This window comes from Pseudoalteromonas sp. S3785 (assembly GCF_005887365.1).
Classification (GTDB): domain Bacteria; phylum Pseudomonadota; class Gammaproteobacteria; order Enterobacterales; family Alteromonadaceae; genus Pseudoalteromonas.
This window is the reverse complement of record NZ_PNCT01000018.1, coordinates 1-22,510: the sequence shown is the minus strand read 5'-3', so window position 1 is coordinate 22,510 and position 22,510 is coordinate 1. Positions and strand designations below refer to the sequence as shown.

Here is a 22,510-nt window from a genome sequence, read left to right as displayed (position 1 = left end):
AGAAGCTTAAGAGGAGTAAATGAGAAGGTTAAAATATAAAAACAGGTTTTTAATCAATTTTTAGAACCCCTCTAAAGCGCAGCGTCTCCAAGCCTCTTTGTGAGTAATGTTTAAAAATTAGTCTTTTGAGAGTGAAGCTAAATAGAGAAACAGCAAATGAAATAGCTTAAAAATTAAATCTTTTTATACCGTCAATTAATTTTATAGTATTAAAGTTGATTAAAAGGCCAGCACTAACATTTGCAAGTTTCATATAGGTTATTAATTGTGCCGAATGAATCGGTAATAACTTTTCTACAGATTTAAGCTCGATTATTAATTTATTGGGCAACAAAATATCTAACCTGTAGCCAGCATTAATATGTGTGTCTTTGTAATAAACAGGTAAGTCATGTTGACTCTTCGACGTTAGACCTAATTCACTTAATTCATATATTAAACAGGCTTCATAAGTCGACTCTAACAAACCTGGCCCTAAAGTTTTATGTACCTCTATAGCACAACCAATCACAGCATGTGTCAATTTATTAATATCCATATATATCCTTATAAAACTTTAAGCGCATTGATTTTATATCATAGACAATAAAAGATTAATTGCACAAAGAGAAGGAAATGAAGAGTAAATGAGAAAACGAAACCGATGAAAATATTTTACTTTGTTTTATCACTACTCTAAAAGCGGAGTGTCTCTAAACCTCTTTGTGAAAATAAACTAAATCTAATTGCACAAAGTGAAGGGAGTGAGGAGTAAATGAGAAGACAAAAACGATCCAGACATTTTGGACTTTGTTAATTACGACTCTAAAGCGTAGCGTCTGAAAACTTCTTTGTGGAAAAGTAACTTAAGCTAATTGCACAAAGAGAAGCGAATTAGAAGACATAACCAATCCTGGCATTTTATTTATCACTACTCTAAAGCGCAGCGTCTCTAAACCTCTTTGTGCAAATATTTTAAAAATAGCTATTTAAAATCACGCCCTCGTTTAACAACTATTTTATTACTTAAAATCGCCAAACATAAAATAACCATAAACAGCATTGAGTTAGCGCCTGCTTGGAGCGAATAATCTACCGACGAATGCAACAGCATATCCACAATAGCGATAGCACAGCCAAAAGCCACCCCCTGAAACAGCGCGGTTTTACGTTTACGCATGGTTTGAACGCACAACCATAAGCAATATAATATAAGCGCTCCTAAAGATGATGCTACAGGTATGCCTAGCTCTACAGCAAATTGAATGTAATCGTTATGGGCATTATCGTAATAGCCCGAATACGGCTCTGACTGATACGCAGGGAACGCAGTGTAAAACGTACCACCACCAGAGCCTAATAAAGGCTTATCGAGTATTAACGGGATTGAATCACGAACAACTTCATCACGAGTTTCTGACTGAATACTGGTTTCACTAATGCGTTGTTTTACTTTTTCAACATCAAATATTGCACCAATGATGATCAAATCAATTATAAAAAAACTAACAATAAGTAATTTAAACGCTTTAGGCTTTTTATTATAAACAAACAAAGCTAATAAACTAACAACCATTAATGCAATAAAAAAGGCGGAATTACCCATTCGGCTGCGCGTTAAAATTAGCGCAATAATTATAATAATTAACGATATACGCAAAATAATTTTTGAGCTTAGTAGTATTTCTGTCCAGGCGCGCAATGTTTGTTTAAATGTAAGGTCATTTGCATGGCTGCCTCGCTTAAGTTCACTAACTAATACACCTATGCCTAAACATAAACACAGCGCTAAATAATTAGCTAAAAAATTAGAGTAAGTAAATGTGCCTATAGCGCGCTGCGTATGTTTATACCCAAAAATAGGGCTGAGCATATCTGGCGAGAGGTTTAGGTACGTGGCATACAAAGCCTGAAAAACCCCTGCAGCAATAATGGTATAAATAAGTTTTTTTATTCGCTCACTATTGTCGCAATAAATAAAAATAAGCCAGCAAAAAAGTAGCATAAAGCTTGTTTTTAACAGCATTTGCTTTGTTTGAAAGGGGTCTAAGCTTACGGTGTAAAATTGTAAAATACAGGTAGCGCACACCAATAGCAAAGTTATAAAAACCGGATATGAATAACGCGGGGGGTAAGTTTTTTGATTATTAACAGCGCTATTTACCAAATGCATTAAAAAGGTAATACAAATTAAAATACCCATAGCCATAATAGCCCAAGGGCGGTAGCTACCTAAAGGTAGAGGCAGCAAAAAAACAATTGCACACAGCAAAAAAAATATAAAACGATTCACAGCTTTCTCAAAATCAAGCTAAAAATTAAACAGCGTATTTAAACAAAGTGTTTAAAGTAAAAACGCAGCCATTAGGCTGCGTTTGTATTATAAAACTAATAATTATTTAGTTGCCAACTTCAGAAATACCCGCATCACCACCAGTACCGCCAGCACCTTGCGGTACAGTTGTTGTAGGTAGGGTAACAATAACAGGGCCAGCAGGGGCTGTAGGCTCAGTAGGACCCGCAGCAGTTGCTTCTGATGCAATAGTCGCATCAACGCCAGCAGTAATTGCCGCCAATGTAACAGCATCGCTATCCACGCCTGCAGCAACAAGTGCAGCTAAAAAGTCAGAAATAAAAGCGCTGTCTGCGCCTATGGCTGCTATAACAGCATTCATAATCGCATCTAACTGCTCAGGAGAACAAGTACCGTTAGCAATAGGTGAGTCTAAATCAATAGGGCCGGTGTTTTGGCAAAGTTGCTCGATTGCAGTAACAAGCTCTTGCTGCAACTCATCTGATGGAGTATCTGCAGTGGCGTTGTTTAAAATAGCAATTAGAGAGTCTAAACTTTCGGTTTGCACTACCGCGTCTGTATCCGTTTGTGCAAAAGCAGGTAAAACCGTAAGCGCCGATGCGCTAGCAAATAAACTAGCAAGTATAAGTGATTTCATCTTGTGTCCCTTTAAGAGATTATCTAATTACAAAATTTTAGCGTATCGGCGCAAAAAGTAAACTCTTTATTTGCACCATTATTATTAGTTTTAATAACTTTAGAAGGCGGCATAATTAAATTACCTTGTACGCCATCACACCCTAAGCTTTCAAGTACCTTTAATGTTTCAGGTTTTTCTATTAAACACGCTAAAACTTTAATGCCAAAACCGTGGCAAATATTATTAACTGTTTGAATAAAAAATTTGCTTTGGTTGTTATCCAGTAAGTCTTGTATGTAGCTACCATCTATTTTTACATACTCAATGTCTAGCCCTTGTAAGTATCTAAACGAGGTAAGACTAGTACCAAAATGCTCAATACACACATTTATGCCTATATCTTTAATTATATCTATATGTTGCGAGGCAATGTGAACATTATAAAGCAAACTAATTTCGTGCAATTCAAATAACAAGTTAGTTTTTATAACTGGTTTGGTATGCGAATAAAGCGTTAACCATTCAATAAAATCAGTAGAATATAAAGATGCCTTGCTTAAGTTAAGCGCAAATACGTCGTTTGGGTGTTGCTCTTTAACATTTACAAAATTACGTATTATTTTTTTATCAAGCTCTTCGGTTAAGTTAAGTTTTTCGGCCATAGCAAATAAATGCCCGTTATTAACTTTTTCACCTTCAAAAATAAAATGAGCAAACACCTCAAAATAACATTGTTTGTTTTGCGAGCTAGCACGTTTTACAGGTTGCACCGAAAAACTCACCTCGCCAGAGGCTAAAATAGACTGAATAAGCGAGCGCCACTGATTAACGCTAAATAAAGTGTTTTTATCTACCTTGGTGTTTGTATCGCCAATTGTACAGCCTGTATCTAAAGCCGATAGCACATTACCAACAGGCATGCCCTTATCAACACTTACTAACGCAAAGTTAGCAAAGCCATTTACATGTAAGCTATTTTTATGTTGGCTAAATGCATCAGTAATTTCTAGGCGTGTTCTATTTAAAAACTCACTATCGTAAGGAGCAAGGGCAATAAAGGTGCTACCATTTAATCTAAATACTTTTGCGTTTGTCAGCTCACCAAAAATAGTTTTAAGTATATTTGCCACTTCGTTTACATGTTCATCGCCATCTTGGTAGCTTACTGTTTTATTAATGTTTGCAAGCGAGGGTAGGGTAATCATCATGGCCGTAATGGGTGCCTCATCACTAATAGAGTCGACTACCGAGTTAAAATGGTTATCAAACGACTTACGATTACCCAAACCGGTTAAAGGGTCTATGTAAACTTCCTCAGTAAGGGCTTGTGTTTGCTTAGTGAGCGAATCAAACGTACTTTGCAGGTTCATAACCATATTGTTAATGGCTTTAGTAACGGTGCGCAGTTCGCGGGCAACCGGTATTTCGTTATTTAAAGTAAAGCGTTTACGGGTCACTAAATGTGCTTGGTCTTCTACCGCTTTTAATGGTTTAAACACAGCTCGCAGTATTAAAAATGCCACTGCCAGCGACGCTACTAATAATAAAAACGATCCATATAAGCTACGCTTGGTATGCTCCCAAAGCGTTAAATACGATTGCCCAACGTGGCTTGTTACTTCAAGCATGCCGGCCATTATCCAACCATTATTTAACTCAGATTGCATAGTTGGGGTGTTAAGCTTAACGGTGCTTATAAACCAATTAGGTACCGACTCAACACGTTTAGGGTTTATAAGGTCAAAAACCACCTGGTTTTCAGCGTTAGTAAATTTTATTTGCTTATAATAACCCGAGTCAAAAATAGCCGTTGCCATTGTTTGCGCAATCATTATGCTGTCGTCTTCAAGGTAAGGCGAAATAGAAAGCCCTAAACTCGTGGCGGTGTCTTGAGCGTGGCTAGCCATTTGCGTTTGTAAATACTGGCGTGTGGTGTCTACATCGGTAATTATTCGTACAAAAAACGAAATAACCGAAATAACAATAATCAGTCCATAAATTTGGGTTTTTAAGCTCAAGCCATTTTTAAAAAAAGACGACATAACTAATAATTCCTTTAACGTTATTCTATATGGGAGCAAGCTCACCTTGCTCAATTCGCTCTAGCATCGTGTTCCAAGCAGACACACCACGGCTATTTTTTACTTTATTACCAAGGCCTTTCGATTTAGCTAACCATAAACCTTGGCCATTAAAACTATAAATGGGGGTTAAATCGCGGCGTTTATTAGCAGGTAGTAGTTTAGTATTAAAATTACCTAAAACATAAGGGATTTGGTTTGGGTTTTCAATGTATATAAGCACCATGTGGGGTTGATTAACCGTTTTTTGCCTAACATACATTAATCGTATTTTATCCTCAGGAACGCCCAAGGCCATTAAAGTAAAATATTTAGCAATTACGTAGTCTTCGCAGTCACCCATGCCAATTCCTAAACTCTCGAGCGGGGTAGCCCAATAGTCTTTTTGCTGCCATAGGTCTTCGTCGGTTTTATATTTAATATGCTTATTAAAAAACTTATTAACTAAATGAATTTTTTGCCATTCACTTTTATCAGCAGACTCATCTATAAAATTTAACCAGTTTTTTATACGTGCATGGCCTTCGCTACCATATTGTTTTTGCGCACGGGCAATTATATCGCTGTTGCGTAAATACATAAGCATGTCTTGCGCGCATACAAAAAACGAAACCACTAATACTATACAAAGCCCTAAACGCACACACGTTCCTTTAAGTAAGTATTCCCTAATAATAAAACAAGTCTAGTATAGTATTGTTAGCATTAAAAAGGTAGATCATATAAAAGCATGAGAAGCACTAAAACAGTGCGCTAAACGCTAATTTTATTAATAAAAAATTAACAAAAAAACAATCTAAAAGGATGCTTTATTTATTGAGTACACAATTGTGTTGTGTATAATAATAACCTCACACGGCATGTGATACACGTAAAAAGGAATTTAGCTTTTAAACTAGCCTTTTTCGTTGTTTACAAAAAATAATGAAAGGAATTAAAGTGAAAGTTTTAAAAGCAGTATTACCTGTTGCTGGATTAGGTACGCGCATGTTGCCAGCCACAAAAGCCATTCCTAAAGAAATGCTACCCTTGGTAGACAAACCGCTTATTCAATATGTAGTTAACGAAGCCGTAGCCGCAGGCATTAAAGAAATAGTACTTGTTACTCATGCCTCTAAAAATTCAATAGAAAATCACTTTGATACCAGCTTTGAGCTAGAAGCCACCCTAGAGACACGCGTTAAGCGCAGCCTATTAGAAGAAGTGCGCTCAATAGTACCAAAAGACGTTACCGTAATTTCTGTTCGCCAATCAGCACCACTGGGTTTAGGCCATGCAGTTCTTGCTGCGCGCCCTATAGTGGGTAACAACCCGTTTGCCGTAATGCTCCCCGATGTAATTATTGATAAATACAAATCAAACTTAAAAACCGATAACTTAAGTGAAATGATCAGCCGTTTTGATCAAACAGGCTATAACCAAGTAATGGTAGAGCCCGTACCACAAGAGTCAGTACATCAATATGGGGTGGCCGATTTAGCGGGTAAAAAAATTAGCGCTGGCGAAAACGCGACCATTAAAAACATGGTCGAAAAACCAAATAACGATGAAGCACCAAGCAATTTAGCCATAACTGGTCGTTATGTTGTATCGCCCACTATCTGGGACTTATTAGAATACACTCCACCAGGTACGGGCGGTGAAATACAGCTTACCGATGCCTTGCTACAACTACGCCATTTAGAAACACTCGAGGCTTATCACCTTAAAGGTAAATCTCACGACTGTGGATCTAAACTAGGTTATATGCTCGCAAATGTAGAATACGCAATGCAGTCAAGTGACTTGGGTAAAAAATTTTTGCACGAAGTTAAGCTTCTTTTAAAAAACGGAAAGTATGATGAATAGAGTCTAATTTAACTACATGCTTAATTTGAGCTGAATTAACTTACTATGGTTAATAGACTGTATCATAAAATATCAACCCCTACATAGAGGTCGATATTTTTTAGAGTATAACTTATCAGTAGTAATAGTATAATTTTTAAAATATTTTTCGATTCTATCTTTAAGGTAAAAAATGTTAACGATAATAATACCTGCATACAATGAAGAAAAATGTATTGAAAGGACGTTATCCGAATTAACGAATTTTTCGAGTTTGGAGATTGAGGTAATTGTCTTGCCGAATGGCTGTGTTGATAATACAGCCGAGTTCGTTAGAGCTAAATTTCCTTCATTTAAAGTGGTCGAGCTTGATACTGGCTCAAAAATATTAGCTATAAATAAAGGGCTTGAAATTGCTCAGTTTGAACATGTGCTTGTTCAAGATGCTGATGTGATCATAAGCACGGAAAGTATCAGAAGTATTTTAAGGTTTATTGCAAACGAACAGTATTTATTTGCCTCTCCAAACACAAAAATAGTTCAAGATGGTAGCTTGTTAACAGACATGTACTACGGTTTTTTGAAACTCACTCCAGCTTATCGAGTTGGTATGGTTAATTCCGGTGCATATCTTATTTCTCCAAAGGCCCGTGCTATGTTAGGGAAGTTCCCACAAGTTATCGCTGATGATGGCTATGTTAAGGGAACTTTAGGTTCAGCTAACTTGACAACAATTCCTTCTTGCTATTCTGTCGTAATGAGTCCAAGAACAATTTGGTCACTTATTAAAATCAAAACGAGAAGTAAATTAGGCAATATGGAATTGAAGAAGAAGTTTACTTCACCGACAACTGGCAGTAATAGTTTTTCTTCTTTGTTTAAAATAGCTATCAAAGAGAAAGCGTTGTTTAAGTTTTTAGTTTATGCGACGGTCATTTCAATAGCGACATTCCGTGCGAAGTTGCAAATTAAAAAATTAAAGACAATTAAATGGGAAAGGGACGAGAGTACGAGAATATGAAAAGATTCATACACGTCTATGTACGACATTTTATACTATCTATTATTACGCTTTGGTATATCCATTTTTATAAAATGAATATACATAAAAGCGTTAGAATTTCATTGAAAGCGAAGCTAGATAAAACAAACCCAAAAGGTGTTCATATAGGTGCGGGTACTTATATTGCATTTGGGTCGGTAATTCTCACCCATGATATGTGCCGAGACATTCATAAAGACGTGAGAATAGGTGAAAATTGTTTCATTGGTGGTAACTCAATCATAATGCCAGGAGTTACTTTGGGCGATTCCTGTATTGTTGCGGCAGGAGCTGTTGTGACAAAGGATGTAAGTTCAGGGACAATTGTCGCAGGAAATCCTGCAGTCGTAATTCGTACAAATATTAAAACGAAAGCTTTAGGAATATTAATTAATGAGTAAGAAGCTCATAGCAATTGCATCTACGGGTGGTCACTATGTGCAATTGAGCAGAATCATGAAACAAGCTAACTTTGATTCTAATGACATTTTATTTGTGCGAACGAAAGTAAATGCGCACGATACACCTTCTTTTGAGAACGAAAACCTAATTGAGGATGTGTCAAGAGACACATTAATCCGGTCACCAATTATCGCTTTCCAGATGTTAAAACTTGTCTTAAGGCATAAACCTAAATGGATAGTAACCACAGGCGCAATGCCTGGGTTAATTTCTATCGTAATAGGCCGACTATTACTTAGAAAAACCATGTGGGTAGATAGTATTGCTAATACAAAACAATTATCCGCTTCGGGACGAATGGCAAAGAAATTTGCACATAAAACATTAACCCAATGGCCAGATTTAGCTGGTGATAATGTTGAATACAAGGGTCGAGTTATATAATGAAAGTGCTTGTAAGTGTGGGTGCGCAATTACCTTTTAAACGTCTGATCGAGGCTATCAGCGATATTAATAAATCACTAAGTTTGGATGTTTTTGCTCAGGTTGGTGAAGATTCGAATACTTATGATGGTATTCAAGTGATTGATTTTTTAAGTTCGAATGAGTACAAGGCGAAACTAGATTGGTGCGATATTGTAATTGCTCACGCCGGTATGGGAACCATTATTCAATGTTTGGAATTAAATAAAAAGCTTATTGTTGTACCTAGATTAGCTAAGTTTGGTGAGCACAGAAATGATCACCAACTCGATACTATTTCAAGATTTGAGGCATTGACATCATCAACGAGCTTAATGAGAGTGTGCCGTGATATAGAAGACTTAGAACAGGCTTTCGAGGAAATCGAGAAACTAAGCGAGACGAATGACTTCTTCACGACTGAAAAAGAGAAAGATACAGAGAGCCTTGGTATATATATTAAAAAAATGATAGATGATGAAGTATAAATTATCTTTATTGATTGACTCGTTATTGTCTTCGGGTGCTAATTTTTTAATTACGTTTCTTTTACTTAAGTATGAAGGGAATGAGTCAGTAGTCATGTTTGGTGTTGCTATGACACTGGCATTAGTTTTCTTATCTTTTCAAAGAACAATTGTACTTATTCCTTTTAATTTAAAAGAAGATAAGAGCAGTAAAATCAGGATAATTGAGTTTCTGAGTTGCTCATTTTTCCTATTAGCGCTTTTTTTAGTGTTGATTTTTATTTGCACCTATTTTGCATTTTCATATCAGGGGCAGTGGCTACTAGCTCCAGCTTTATTCGCTTTTTTATTTATACATGAATCATTTAGATATCTACTTATGGTAAGTAAACTGTACTTTTTACCTGCTTTGGTATCTGTTGTTTTGGTATCTACTTTTGCAGCTTCTTTATTGTTTAGTGGTTTATCTATAGAGCTTTTGATAAACACCTATTTATGTTTATTTGCACTAGAATTAATTGTAATCACGCTTTTCATCACATTTAAAAAAGCAAACAAGGGTGAGCAGAAGTTAGACATTTTTTTTTGGTTTCGTGACACACGACATTTATTAAATCGAAATGTGCAATCCATCTCTCAATTATTACTCGTACATTCCCCGTTTTTGTTAGTATCGGCTTTATATCCTGCAACAATTTCTTCTGTACTGTTCATTGCTCGCTCTGTGTTTCAACCAGTACAAATTTTGATTAAGTCACTGGAGGCTGTTGATCAAAGGAAACTCGCCAGTTTAAAAGATAAAGCACATACATTTGTAAAGAGTTTGTTCAAAAAATATATGCTGATTTCTTTAGTTTCCTCATCTATTTGTCTTTTAATAGCTGTTTATTTATTTCCAGTTGTGTATGCCGAACAGGCTGTTCCTAAGCTTGGTGATCTACTGTTCTGGGCAGGTATCCTTACTTGCTTATCCTGCTCTAGAAGTATTGAAATGCTGCTCGTGAAAAAAAATATGTATAAAAAGATGAATTCGCTATACCTATTATCAGGCTTAGGTGTGTCATCTCTTTTATTATTGAATTTATTTCTTCATGTACAAATTTCACCATCATTTTCTATTTTTTTGGGGTGGCTGTTTTTGGCGATAACTTATTATTTGATTGTTTTGAAAGGAGTCGACAATGAATAGGGTAAGGCTCTTTAACTTATTTCTTTTTTCAATTTTTATTATCTTTTCTTTATTTGTTTTTAGAATACGCGAATATGGAAGTGATAGTGTCGATTTTCAAATCGTTTTAAGACTTATGGCATGGGGAGGAGGCATTTTAATCGCATTTATATATTTTTATAAATTTGGTTTTAGGGTGTCTAACAATCATGAGTTGTTATTTGTTGCCTTTATTCTCTTAGCTATTTTGATGCTTCCTTTTTCAATGCTTCCTTTTCGTAGCTTTGTTGTAGTGCTTTCTTATGCCGCCTTTTATTTATATTTTAAGTATGTAAAAAGTAGGTTTGGCGATAACTTTCTCCTGTATTCAATTTCTTTGTCATTCTTCGTAGTTGTTTGTTTCTCATACTTTTATTATTTGGCATTACCCGACTTGGGGAGACATATTTATTGGTTAAATGATGTTTTATTTGTGAGCCCGCGTATGAGTGGGGTTTTCTCTACATCGAATGCAATGGGGGGATTTTGTGCTGTATATTGCTTGTTCTTGTTACATGCATTTAACAAGAACATTATCTCTAAGTCTTTTTTTATTGTTGCATTTGGCTTGTCTTTAATTGCTTTACTATTAAGCGATAGTAAGACCGCTTTTATATCATTTGTTTTTTCTTCTTTATTTTTATACAAAAGAAATAAGTTTATTTTATTTGTGATTTTATCAGGTGTAATTTTTACCTCTTTATTAATAATATATGCAGCATTTGATTTCTATGGTTTCCTTGAACATGTATCCCGTCACGGTGATCCTGAAGAAGTTCTCACATTCACTGGGAGAACATATATCTGGCCAGCTGTATTTGATATGGCACTTGACAAACCTTTTACTGGCTATGGTATCGGAGTAACATCTTTGGCCTTGCCAATGCTAGAAGATATTATTGGCTATACACCTGCTCATGCGCATAACTTAGTCTTACAAGCTTTTTTTAGTCTCGGTCTTGGTGGCATGTTATGTATAACTGCAATTCTTGGCTATAATCTCGTTGTAAAATGCAAGAATAGATTGGGTAACTCGATGGCTGTTTATATTGTTATTACCTCTTTGTTTGAGGCCTCGTTTTTATCCGGTGTAGCTGGCTACTCTATAATACCAGTGATTTATATGGTTTTAAGTAAAGAAAAATGAGACGCTATTTAATTTTATTTTTACTTCTTTTTAGTTCATCTAATAGCCTAGCCGCTATTGATGATTATAATTTAGTTTTAGCATCAGGTCAGTCATTAAGTGTCGGTCATACCGATATAGACTTGAATCCGATAATTTTCCCTCATGAAGTTAATGCTAACAAAGTATTTTTGTTCAACGGTGTAAGGACTATTGCGCCTCGATATTATCAAAGGTTAGTAGAAAGTGACGTAAGGTTTTTGGAACCTTTGAAAGATGTGACTAGACAAACACATGCATACTCAATGTTCAAAATGTTAGAGTATTTATATTCTCTTGAAAACAAACCTTTTCCTAAGTTTGTTTATGCTCCCCATGGTCGTGGAGGGCAAAAGATAAGTAAACTTGAATATGGTACTGAACCATTTGAAAATGGGCTCACAATGCTAAGAGCAGGGGAAAGGTTAGCTGCTCAAAGTGGTGAAAGTTTTAATGTTCCTTTTATTACTTGGATACATGGTGAATCTAACGCAAATTCTAATTTACAGGACTATAAACAAAAACTTGGTAAGTTATATAATGCTTACCAAAATAAAGTACAAACTACCTCTTCTAAAACCCGCAATCCTATATTATTCGTGGATCAAACCGGCGTTAGTTATGGGCATGATATTGCTCTTTCATTGTGGGAATTTGCAAACGATAACGAAACCGTCTCTCTAGTGATGCCAAAGTACTTTCTTAATAGAAATTACTTTAACAGACCTGATGAAAGAACCCACTTAAATACAAAAGGGTATATTTTACAAGGAGAGTATTTTGCAAAAGCAATCTTTTCTACATTTGAATCCAATAAAAAATGGAAACCACTACAACCTGAATCTTTAAAAATAGAAAATAATAAAGCCTTTGTGAAATTACATGTTCCAGAGGGGGATTTAACTGTTGATACTCAAACTTTGCCAGAAGCACCAGGTTACGGTCTAAAGTATATTTCTCCAAATAATATAGAATACATTCCTCAAGTATCAGTTCAAGGTGATACGTTAACGCTTGAGTTCAATACCACACTGGAGGTGGGGGGAAAGATAGACAGTGGCTTTACCTTGGATGACAGGTATAACACTGCAAACCAGAAAACCCCAGTGACTAATATCAGAGATACGTCGACATTAATTTCTTCTGTGGATCAGCAGCCGCTGCACAACTGGTTAGTGCAATTTTCTATAGAGATAACTCCTCAAACTCCCGGTATGTCTTCTTCTATAAACCCAAGTGGCAACAATATATGGAATGATGGAGATATCGTTGCTGATATGACAGAGCCTTACTCTATTATTGGCGGGAGCTATAATAACAGGGATTTAAACTATGTTTTATACCGTGTCAGTTTTGATGCCGAGATAGAATCGGGTACCCCAATTTTTAACATCGGAGATTCAAGCATACCAATTACAAAAGAGGGAGATAATTCTTTTGTAGCAATTGTTTGTGAGCCTACAGAGGATATGGTTTCTGTAGTAAGTACGCAAACAATGTTTACTGGTGCGATGCAATCTATTTCTTTAAAACCGATACTATCTGAAACTAATTTTGACCAATATAGCGTGGAAGAGTTAGGTGACAATATTTGGCCTAATAATGTAACCGTTGAGAATTATGAAGCTGATGATTTCTTAGTTACTGGAGATTATTTTATTAAAACGAAGTTACAGTATCCTATATATTTACTTGAATACGAAGTTCAAGTGAATGAAGGATCAGCCTATATCAATATTGGCGATTTCCATAAGAGTATCAATGATACGGGAGTTTTTTATAGTAGGGTACCTATTTGTAAGCCTGAGTTTGGCCGCTTAAGATTTTCCTCAGGTAAATCTGGCTTTTCAGGGAAGATTAGTAATATTGAAATTGAACCAATTTAAAAGGTCATAGTTTGTTTTATAATTCAATTAATAATTTCCGTGCGATCGCCATTATGTTTATCGTCTTCGGTCATTCTTTCGATGTTTCAGGTGTCGCTTTAGATAGTTTTTGGGAAGTGTTTTTTAGAAATCTGTTATCTGGTGGTACCATTCTCTTTGTTTTCATTTCAGGCTTTCTTTTTGAAGTTGTATTTTTAAAAAAGTTTACTTTTTCTAAATTTTATTTCTCCAGAGCTTCAAAACTGGTATGGCCATATCTATTATTGTCGATCATCCCAATCTGCTTATATATATATGTATCTAACCCAATTTCTGATGGCTATTTTCTGCCTCACTCAGAAGGAGCTATATCACAGTTTATGGTACCTTTTCTTAAATATGAAGTAACAGGCCGCTTTATGACTGCCTATTGGTATATCCCTTTTGCGTTACTCTTATTTTTACTCTCGCCATTAGTGGTTCTTATACTTAAAAAAGATTTTAAATTTAAGGTGTCACTCATTCTTGTTCTTTCATGCGTGTCAATTTTTATTCATAGACCTGTCGATAATATGAACCACTTGCATTCAGTCGTGTTTTTTTTCCCAATTTATCTAATTGGTGCTGTGGTATCCCAGTATAGAGAATCTTTGCTAAACACTTTTCAAGGTAATCGATTTTGGCTGTTGTTTTTATTATCAATTAGTTTCACACTGGTTCAGACCTATTTAGGTGATGTAGGGAGCTACCATAAGCCATTTTTTGAATTTGGCGGCATCGATCTGATGTTTCTGCAAAAGTTGTTTCTCTCTTTCTTTTTCTTCTCATTGCTAGAAAAGTACTCAAAAAGTAATTTATTTTTCGACAATCTTGCGAGTACAAGTTTTGCAGTGTTCTTCATACATCCTTATCTAATCTTTATATTTAGAAACTTAAAACTACCAACCCCTGATACGGTGTTTTTTCAGTGGGTATATTTCATTGCTCTATCGCTTACGTTTGTGATACTCAGTATGCTGATTGCGATATTCTTGAAAAAGTTACTCAATGATAAGAGTAAATATATTATTGGCTATTGAACCAGTACTCTTCTTTACTAATGATTATAGGGACCTTAATTTAATGTAAAGATGAATAAACACTCACTAGACCAGAGCTTTAATAGTAGTACTATTTGAAGAAATAAAGCTACATAAGCTTTAATGTTATTATATTTATTTAAATTTGTGGACGTAGAAGGTATTACTCTACCCGATAATAATCTCATTTTTTATCCTTAGGGAGTTAAATTTGAACATTTGGATTGAGTATTTTTTCACTGTGCTGCTTACATTTTCTACTGATTTTAACTTTTCTTTGTTAAAAAACATCCCTAAACTATTGTTCTTATTTAATGATTTGACTAAAAGCAGTCAATTAACATAGGTTTAGGATATTACAATTGTCTTCAATACGTAATGATCATGCTGTGCGAAGCTTGCTCAACAGAATACCAAAAAATATACAAGATACTTTTACAGAGGAGCAGCTAGCTCATTTAAAAGTGGCGATAGGCGCAAGGCAATGGGGCAAGCATACAGTAGATTACCGGGGGGTAATTAAATTTTTTAAATATAGGTATTACTTTGTAGTACTAGCGGGGCGAAACAGGCGAGAGCTGAGCGAAAAAGAAAAAAAGATAGCCGCTGTATCTCAAGCAATAACTGTATCACTATTTAGCTTTATGGTTATTAGCATATTACTATTGGTTGCTTATTTAGTTAAATCGGCTTTAGGAATTGATATATTTAGCGACTACTCATTTGGCGTGTGGTCGTGGTTTAAGGAACTGTTTAAATAAAAGTTAGGTTACGATATTGTTTATAAATGTTTACCCAAGTTTTTATAAGTTTATATTTGTTTTGTTTTATGTAACAACCTCGCTACTTAAAAATATTTTGCATAATATTGTTATATATTAAACTAACCTTAATATTGAATACGTTAGTATGATGCTGTAACATTTGCCGCACAGTTTTGTGGAGCTTAGTTCACTTATTAAGATATCTATAGGGATACATAGTATGACATCTTCAAGGACGTTTAAACCTAATGGTTCGTCTGATGCAAATTTTTATCGTTTGTTCGATATTTTTGCACTATTTTTGGCCTTTCAATGTTCTGCTGTTTTTTATAGTTTTGAACTCTCACCTACATACATGGTCGCTGCATTAACCGTTGCGTTAAGCTTTTTGTATTGCGCTGAAATATTTTCGGCTTATCGCTCTTGGCGAGCTGGTAAATTTAGAACCATGGTTTTATGTGCTTGGGGCTCTTTGTTTGTAGCCTTTGCTGTTTTATTTTGTGTATCGTTTGCGTTTAAGTTCACAGAAGATCTTTCGCGCATAGGTTTAGGTTTGTGGTTTTTATTAAGCTTTGCATTTATGTATGGCTGGCGTTTAGGCGCACATATGTTTAAGCGTAATAAGCGCAAGCTTGGTATGAACTTACGTAATGTTGCCATTGTTGGTGCAACCGAGTCGGCCGTGCATTTGTATAATGAAATTACTAAAAATGACGAGCTAGGTTTCAAGTTTTTAGGTTTTTATGACGACCGACAACCAGAACGTTTATTTGAAAATGCAACAAAGCATGATGTAGCAGGTAAAATTCAAGATGCGGTTGATGCTGCACGTAATGCTGAAATAAGTGTTTTATATATTGCCCTACCTATGAAAGCAGATAAACGCATAGCAGATATACTACTGCAGTTAGGTGATACCACAGTTGATGTACATATAATTCCTGACTTTTTAGTATCTAACCTAATACACGCCCGAATAGAGCATGTTGGCGAGCTTGATACATTAAGCGTGTTTGAATCGCCATTTATTGGAGCGCGAGAATTTATAAAGCGTACCGAGGATGTAATAGTTGCTAGTATCATTTTAATGTTGATCTCACCTATTTTAATTGCCATTGCATTTGCTGTTAAATTTACATCTAAAGGGCCTGTTATTTTTAAACAAGATAGGTACGGCCTTGATGGGCGCAAAATTAAGGTATGGAAGTTTCGATCAATGACGGTTACTGAAAATAGTAATGTGGTAACACAAGCTAAAAAGAATGATGCGCGTATTACTCCGCTTGGTGGCTTTTTACGCCGCACTAGCCTTGATGAATTACCGCAATTTATAAATGTTTTAAAAGGCGATATGTCGATTGTTGGGCCCAGGCCGCACGCTGTTGCCCATAATGAGGAATACCGTAAAAAGGTTGAGTTTTATATGTTACGCCATAAAGCTAAACCAGGTATTACCGGTTGGGCACAAATTAATGGCTGGCGCGGCGAAACCGATACCTTAGACAAAATGGAAAAACGTGTTGAGTTTGACTTACATTATATTAAACATTGGTCGTTGTGGTTTGATGTAAAAATTATTTTTATGACAATTTTTAAGGGATTTAAAAATGCAAATGCATACTAAAAAACTTGTACCACTTAGCGCTTTATTGATCGCTATGATAGCTGCGCCTGCTGCTGCTAATTTAAAACCAGGTAGCGTTATGACTAAAGATGGTGCCGAAATCACCCCTACGTTACAAACTGGTATCAGTAGTAATAGTAACTTTTTTAGCACCCCGAACGATGAAGAGTCGCGATTAATTTGGACTATAACTCCAAATGTTAAAGCGGTAATTGAGGATGGGCCGGATAGCTATAACCTAGACTTAGGGACCAGCAGCTCATTACACAATAAAGATGCTACAGATAACTTTACTCAGGTAAATATAGGCGCAGGTGTACATAAAGAGTTTACCAGCCAGCATAGGTTAGATATTAAAGGCGATGCCGATTGGTTATATGAACCTCGTGGCAGTGGTTTAACTGAAGGCTTAGGTGATGTTGTTAACGAACTTGTAAAGTACCAACAACAAAATGTGTTAGCGCTTTACGAATACGGTGCGCAAAGCTCAAAAGCGCAAGTGGCGTTAAGCGCCGGCTTTTTTAGTAAAAAGTATCAAAGTTTTAGAGAAGTATCGCAGTATCGTGATTATGATAAATCGTTAATAGGGATAACAGGTTATTACAATACCCAAGCCGCAACACGCACCTTTTTAGAAATTAAACAAGAAAACTACCGTTATGATGTTTTAGCCAGTAGTGGTGTATCGCGTGATAGCGACGATATAAAAGTACTTGCAGGTATGGAGTGGGAGGCAACAGCGGTTACTTCTGGTACGTTTAAAGTGGGTTACCAGAATAAAGATTTTGACTCGAGTGAACGTAAAAACTTTAGTGGTTTAAGTTGGGAGGCAGCTATTAACTGGCAGCCACTTAGCTACTCTACCGTGCAATTTATGACTAGTCGCTCAGCAAAAGACCCATTAGTACAGGGCGATTACATTAAAGAAAGCGTTTATGGTGTTAATTGGACCCACAGCTGGAGCGATTATTTAAGTTCGCTTGCAAGCGTTAATTATATTGACGAGCAGTATACTGGTGACGTTGGCCGTAAAGATAAAACTAAAAATTTACGTTTAGGTTTAAATTATGTAGCTAGCAGTTTTGGCATGGTTTCTACCTATGTAGATTTTATGGATAAAAGCTCTACAGTGAATGCTATTGAGTTTGACCGTGTAATTGTAGGTGTTAACTTTACTTTTGCGTTAAAGGCTAATTAATGAAGTATTTTTTTAGTTTAATGCTGCTTGTATTTAGCAGCATTTGTTTTGCTCAATCTGCGCAAAATTATGTGTTAGGCGCAGGTGATAAGGTTGAAATTAAAGTATTTGGCCAGCCAGATTTAGAAGTTACCGCTTTATTAGGTAACAGTGGTGAGGTTAACTACCCATTTTTAGGTAAAGTTAAACTTGCAGGTTTAAACACCTCAGAAGTTGAGCAAGTTATAACCGAAGGTTTAAAGCCCGATTATTTAGTAAACCCCAATGTGTATGTACAAGTTATAGAATACCGCCCTTTTTATATACATGGCGAGGTTGAAAACCCTGGCGCTTACCCTTACCAACCCGCAATGACAGTGAACCAAGCAATAGCCCTTGCTGGCGGTTTAACCGAGCGCGCATCTACCGATAAAATTTATATTTTTAAAGAGCAAACCAAACAGCAGCAACAAAAAGGTAGTTTAAATAGCCAAATTGCAGCGGGCGATACTATAAAAATTGAACAACGCTTGTTTTAAGCAGTTTACAAGGCAGTATTTAATGAACCAAATAAACGATAACGTAAATAATGAAGAAATAATTGACTTTAGTGCCTACCTCAATGTGCTAAAGCGGGCAAAGTGGCGTATTTTAGGTTTTGCAACCGTGGTTACTTTATTAACTATTATGGTTACCCTTACTTTAGTGCCTAAGTATGTAGCAACGGCTACTTTGTTAATTGAAGCAGAGCAAGCAAAAGCTGTTAGTTTTGAGGAGATATACGGCTTAGACTCAAATCAAAAAGAGTATTACCTAACTCAGTTTGAGGTTATAAAATCTGACAGTATTGCTCGCGAAGTGATTACAAAACTTGATTTAAAAAACCATAAAGATTTTACTGCTAAACCCTCGGCTATTAGTGAAGTTAAAGAGGCTATAAAATCTTACTTGCCTTTTTTAAACAAAAAAGAAGCCACTGTATATTCTGCTGAAGAGCAAGCTGAGCGTGAAATGTTAGGTTTACTAGCTGAGTTTAAGTCTCGCCTTTCTGTTTCGCCTATTCGTAAAACACAGTTAGTTAAAGTGAGCTTTGAATCAAGCGACGCGAAGTTAGCGGCAATTGTTGCTAATACTGTGGGGGAAGTTTATATAGAAAGCCAAATGCGTGCAAAAATGGGCATTACGCAACAAGCATCTAGCTGGCTAAACACGCGTTTGTCACAACTGCGTGTTCAGTTAGATGACTCTGAAGTACGCCTACAGGCTTACCGAGAGCAGCAAAAACTAGTTGATATTGAAGGGATAGCGGGCCTTGCTACGCAAGAGCTTGAGCAAATATCACAGCAATTAGTAGAAGCACGAAACGAAAAAAACAACCTAGAAAGCATTAACCGTGTAATTAGTGAATATGGTAATAATAACTTAGAGTTATTAGGCAGCATGCCTGAAATTACCTCTCATAGAGTAATACAAGATGTCAAGCGAGAGGTTATATTAGTCGAGCGTAAGCTAAGTGATTTAAGCGAAGTATATGGCCCTAAGCACCCTAAAATAATTTCTGCTAAAGCAGAGCTTGCTACCGTAAAAAGTAACTTAAATAAACAAATTAAAGGCCTTATTACCGGTATTGAAAAAGAGCTAAACCGAATAACACGAACTGTTAGTGCGCTTGAGCGTGACTTGGCTAAAATACGCGCTGAATATCAAGATATTACCCGTAAAGAAACCAAATATAACCAACTAAAACGTGAAGTTGAAACTAACCGTAATATATTTAATACGTTTTTATCTCGCTCAAAAGAAACCGAGGTAACAAGCGACTTTAGTTCTGCTGCTGCACGATTTACCGACCGTGCCTACGCACCTAAAGACCCAGCTAAACCAAATAAAAAACTTATTGTTATTTTGGCATTTGTTGCAAGTTTTGGTTTTGCAGTTGTAATGAGCTTTATATTTGATGCGTTAAACGATACCGTTAAAACTAAAAACGATGTTGAGGGGAAGCTCGCTCAGCGTATGTTAGGTTTATTACCTAATGTGCCTATGCCTAAAAAGAGTGTATTCCCAATACATGCTTACCTTGACGATAACTACAGACGTTTTGCAGAGTCTGTGCGTACATTCCGTACTAGTTTATTGTTAACTCAGTTAGAGCGCGACCATAAAGTTATTGCAGTTACATCCAGCTCGCCGGGGGAGGGTAAAACAACTACCTCTGCTAATTTAGCAATGTCGCTTGCGCAGATGGGTAAAGTATTACTTATTGATGCCGATTTGCGTAAACCAAGTATAGCAAAGCGTTTTGATATACCGGTATTTCACCCTGGGCTTAGTAATTTAATTATAGGCACCGAGCAGTTTAGTGAGTGTGTGCATGTTGATGGGCAATCGGGTGTTGCTATTATGCCTAGTGGGCAAATTCCTAGTAACCCGTTAGAACTGCTATCAAGCTCGCGCTTTAACGAAGTGCTCGATGTGCTAAAAACTAAGTACGATCATATTATTATTGATACGCCGCCTACTCAAGCAGTGAGTGATGCACTTGTTATTTCACAAAGTGCTGATTCGGTAATTTATGTAGTTAAATCGGACGTTACACGTATTAAACCAATAAAAGCCGGTATAGAGCGTTTATTTGAGTCTAAAGCGCATGTTGCCGGTATTGTGCTAAATAAAGTTGATATGAGTAAAAGTAAAGATGAGCATAGCCATGGTTATTACGATTATTACGATTACTCGCAAAAACCCGAGCAACCTACCTCTTAATTGCTAAAAATTTATGTTTGATATCCACTCTCATATTTTGCCAGGCATTGACGATGGCGCTAAAGATTTAAGCGAGTCTTTAGCGCTTTTAAAAATGGCGCAAAGTGATGGAATAACACACATGGTGGCAACGCCACATATTCATATAGGCCGATTTAATAACTCAGCAAAAGCACTTAATAATGACATTGAGGTTTTAAAGCGAGAGGCTTTAAATGCAGGTATTGATTTAAAGCTTGCGGTAGCTGCAGAGGTTAGGCTCGACATTGAATTAATGGCGATGGTTATGGCAGGGCAGTTACCTTTTATTGGTGCGTTAGATTCGGTTAATTATTTGTTGTTAGAGTTACCGCATTCCCACGTACCGCAAGGCTATGATAAGTTTATAAATTGGCTATCTAAGCAAAATATAAAAGCGATAATTCCTCACCCCGAACGCAACAGAGATATCCAAGCAAACCCATTTTATATTGAGCGTTTAAAACAGTTAGGTTGTGATTTTCAGCTAACAGCCTCAAGCATAGAAGGGGCGTGGGGCGATACTGCTAAAGCAATTAGTATCGATATGCTACAAAAGGGCTTGGTTAGTTATGTTGCAAGCGATGCCCATTCAGTCAAACGCAGGCCTCCATTATTAAGTAATGCAAAAAGACTCGTTACCGATTTAATAGGTGAGCCAGAAGCACATAACTTGTTTGTTAACAATCCACAGCGTTTAACAGAGTCTTTGTTTGATGAGTAATTTAAAAAGGCTAACTCAAATTACATTGCTTGCAATTATTACTTTATTTATAAGTTATGAAAGCATACAAAGTATGCGCGCTAATGCGTGGTATTTTAATGCATTAAATACGCTAAAACAGCCAAGTGATTTACTAACACCTCAAGAGCTTAGCTTGGCAAACGATGCAATAACACTCGCCACACAACTTGAGCCTCTCCAAGCGCATTATTGGCAGCTAAGTGCGTATATAAAAATGCTTAGCCTAACTAAAAATAATGTAAACGTTGAAAGCGCTCCTAAAGTATATAAGCAAGTAGAGTCATCTCTTCTAAATTCGTTAAAGTACAGAACGTCGTGGGCCGAAACATGGATAGACTTAGCTAAAGTAACAAGTTACCAAGACGGGCCAAGCGATCGTGTGTTTGGTTATATTCAGCAGGCTAAAAAAGTAGGCCCTTATAAAATAGATGTTCATTTAGGTGTTATTGAAATAGCGCTTGTTAACTGGCAGCAACTCCCTCCAAAATATAAAGCTTTGTATGTTAGCGAGCTTAGCCTTGCAGCCAAACATGGTTATAAATTTTCACGTGCGTTTGAGATAGCTAAGCAAACAGATACACTCCCTACTTTATGTTTGTCTCTTCAGTTTGGTGCACAATTTGAATCTGCCAGAAATAACTGGATGTTTAAAAAGTACTGTAAATAGGTTTTCTTGTTTAGGAAAATATTTCAGCTATTAGTTATTTAACCTCACCACCGTGAGTAAAGTGAAATTGCGTGTATTTACTTTAGAGCGTTGCTTCTCACGTTAAAAGCATAGCTTCTTTTTAAAAGATCATGTGCACAAAGAAGCAAATGAGAAGCCATTGGCCAAGCTGCTTAATAACTTTGTTCTTCAACCCTCTAAAGCGGAGCGTCTCTTAAGCTCTTTGTGAAAAATTACCTA

Annotated in this window: 21 protein-coding genes; 16 read left to right on the top strand and 5 right to left on the bottom strand. The window is 36.3% G+C overall.

The window, feature by feature from the left end; all coding sequences use genetic code 11:
• Positions 1–166: 166 nt before the first annotated feature.
• The 5 genes from CWC17_RS05125 to CWC17_RS05105 all read right to left on the bottom strand — a co-directional run bounded on the left by CWC17_RS05125 (position 167) and on the right by CWC17_RS05105 (position 5,636).
• A complete protein-coding gene (locus CWC17_RS05125; RefSeq protein WP_138542565.1) occupies positions 167–538 on the bottom strand; it encodes a GxxExxY protein in 372 nt (123 codons plus the stop codon).
• Between the two features lie 426 nt (positions 539–964).
• Positions 965–2,272, bottom strand: a complete 1,308-nt coding sequence (locus CWC17_RS05120; protein WP_138612276.1) for an O-antigen ligase family protein — start codon at positions 2,270–2,272, stop codon at positions 965–967.
• Between the two features lie 106 nt (positions 2,273–2,378).
• Positions 2,379–2,930 carry a hypothetical protein gene (locus tag CWC17_RS05115; protein ID WP_138612275.1) on the bottom strand — a complete coding sequence of 184 codons (552 nt, stop codon included), beginning with the start codon at positions 2,928–2,930 and terminating at the stop codon, positions 2,379–2,381.
• 23 nt (positions 2,931–2,953) lie between these two features.
• On the bottom strand, positions 2,954–4,954 hold the full coding sequence (locus CWC17_RS05110; protein WP_138612274.1) for a bifunctional diguanylate cyclase/phosphodiesterase: 2,001 nt from the start codon (positions 4,952–4,954) through the stop codon (positions 2,954–2,956).
• Between the two features lie 25 nt (positions 4,955–4,979).
• Positions 4,980–5,636 carry a transglutaminase-like cysteine peptidase gene (locus CWC17_RS05105; RefSeq protein WP_138542569.1) on the bottom strand — a complete coding sequence of 219 codons (657 nt, stop codon included), beginning with the start codon at positions 5,634–5,636 and terminating at the stop codon, positions 4,980–4,982.
• 296 nt (positions 5,637–5,932) lie between these two features.
• Here CWC17_RS05105 and galU point away from each other — a divergent pair, with 296 nt between their 5' ends.
• The 16 genes from galU (at position 5,933) to CWC17_RS05025 (ending at position 22,270) form a co-directional block, all read left to right on the top strand.
• Positions 5,933–6,841: a UTP--glucose-1-phosphate uridylyltransferase GalU gene (galU, locus tag CWC17_RS05100; protein WP_138612273.1), complete on the top strand. Its 909-nt coding sequence runs from the start codon at positions 5,933–5,935 to the stop codon at positions 6,839–6,841.
• Positions 6,842–7,013: 172 nt separating this feature from the next.
• Positions 7,014–7,841: a glycosyltransferase family 2 protein gene (locus CWC17_RS05095; protein ID WP_138612272.1), complete on the top strand. Its 828-nt coding sequence runs from the start codon at positions 7,014–7,016 to the stop codon at positions 7,839–7,841.
• Complete coding sequence (locus CWC17_RS05090) at positions 7,838–8,263, top strand: acyltransferase (RefSeq protein WP_138612271.1); 426 nt, start codon at positions 7,838–7,840, stop codon at positions 8,261–8,263. Before CWC17_RS05095 ends, CWC17_RS05090 begins: the two co-directional genes overlap by 4 nt.
• Entirely contained in the window at positions 8,256–8,708 is a 453-nt protein-coding gene (locus CWC17_RS05085) for a glycosyltransferase family protein (RefSeq protein WP_138612270.1), read from the top strand. The genes CWC17_RS05090 and CWC17_RS05085 overlap by 8 nt, the downstream gene beginning before the upstream one ends.
• On the top strand, positions 8,708–9,214 hold the full coding sequence (locus CWC17_RS05080) for a glycosyltransferase (RefSeq protein ID WP_138612269.1): 507 nt from the start codon (positions 8,708–8,710) through the stop codon (positions 9,212–9,214). The genes CWC17_RS05085 and CWC17_RS05080 overlap by 1 nt, the downstream gene beginning before the upstream one ends.
• Positions 9,204–10,382: a hypothetical protein gene (locus tag CWC17_RS05075; RefSeq protein WP_138612268.1), complete on the top strand. Its 1,179-nt coding sequence runs from the start codon at positions 9,204–9,206 to the stop codon at positions 10,380–10,382. The genes CWC17_RS05080 and CWC17_RS05075 overlap by 11 nt, the downstream gene beginning before the upstream one ends.
• Entirely contained in the window at positions 10,375–11,547 is a 1,173-nt protein-coding gene (locus CWC17_RS05070; RefSeq protein ID WP_138612267.1) for an O-antigen ligase family protein, read from the top strand. Before CWC17_RS05075 ends, CWC17_RS05070 begins: the two co-directional genes overlap by 8 nt.
• Positions 11,544–13,451 carry a hypothetical protein gene (locus CWC17_RS05065; protein ID WP_138612266.1) on the top strand — a complete coding sequence of 636 codons (1,908 nt, stop codon included), beginning with the start codon at positions 11,544–11,546 and terminating at the stop codon, positions 13,449–13,451. The genes CWC17_RS05070 and CWC17_RS05065 overlap by 4 nt, the downstream gene beginning before the upstream one ends.
• Before the next feature lie 11 nt (positions 13,452–13,462).
• Entirely contained in the window at positions 13,463–14,509 is a 1,047-nt protein-coding gene (locus CWC17_RS05060) for an acyltransferase family protein (RefSeq protein ID WP_138612265.1), read from the top strand.
• Between the two features lie 362 nt (positions 14,510–14,871).
• A complete protein-coding gene (locus CWC17_RS05055) occupies positions 14,872–15,270 on the top strand; it encodes a 3-phosphoshikimate 1-carboxyvinyltransferase (protein ID WP_138612264.1) in 399 nt (132 codons plus the stop codon).
• Between the two features lie 223 nt (positions 15,271–15,493).
• Positions 15,494–16,897 (top strand): undecaprenyl-phosphate glucose phosphotransferase, encoded by a 1,404-nt coding sequence (locus CWC17_RS05050; RefSeq protein ID WP_138612263.1) that lies wholly within the window; start codon positions 15,494–15,496, stop codon positions 16,895–16,897.
• Complete coding sequence (locus CWC17_RS05045) at positions 16,881–18,095, top strand: outer membrane beta-barrel protein (RefSeq protein ID WP_138612262.1); 1,215 nt, start codon at positions 16,881–16,883, stop codon at positions 18,093–18,095. The genes CWC17_RS05050 and CWC17_RS05045 overlap by 17 nt, the downstream gene beginning before the upstream one ends.
• Positions 18,095–18,613 carry a polysaccharide biosynthesis/export family protein gene (locus CWC17_RS05040; RefSeq protein WP_138612261.1) on the top strand — a complete coding sequence of 173 codons (519 nt, stop codon included), beginning with the start codon at positions 18,095–18,097 and terminating at the stop codon, positions 18,611–18,613. The genes CWC17_RS05045 and CWC17_RS05040 overlap by 1 nt, the downstream gene beginning before the upstream one ends.
• A 22-nt stretch (positions 18,614–18,635) precedes the next feature.
• Positions 18,636–20,840 carry a GumC family protein gene (locus tag CWC17_RS05035; protein ID WP_138612260.1) on the top strand — a complete coding sequence of 735 codons (2,205 nt, stop codon included), beginning with the start codon at positions 18,636–18,638 and terminating at the stop codon, positions 20,838–20,840.
• Positions 20,841–20,853: 13 nt separating this feature from the next.
• Positions 20,854–21,582, top strand: coding sequence for a tyrosine-protein phosphatase (locus CWC17_RS05030; protein WP_138612259.1), 729 nt, complete (start codon positions 20,854–20,856; stop codon positions 21,580–21,582).
• Entirely contained in the window at positions 21,575–22,270 is a 696-nt protein-coding gene (locus tag CWC17_RS05025; protein ID WP_138612258.1) for a VpsP family polysaccharide biosynthesis protein, read from the top strand. Before CWC17_RS05030 ends, CWC17_RS05025 begins: the two co-directional genes overlap by 8 nt.
• Positions 22,271–22,510 lie beyond the last annotated feature (240 nt).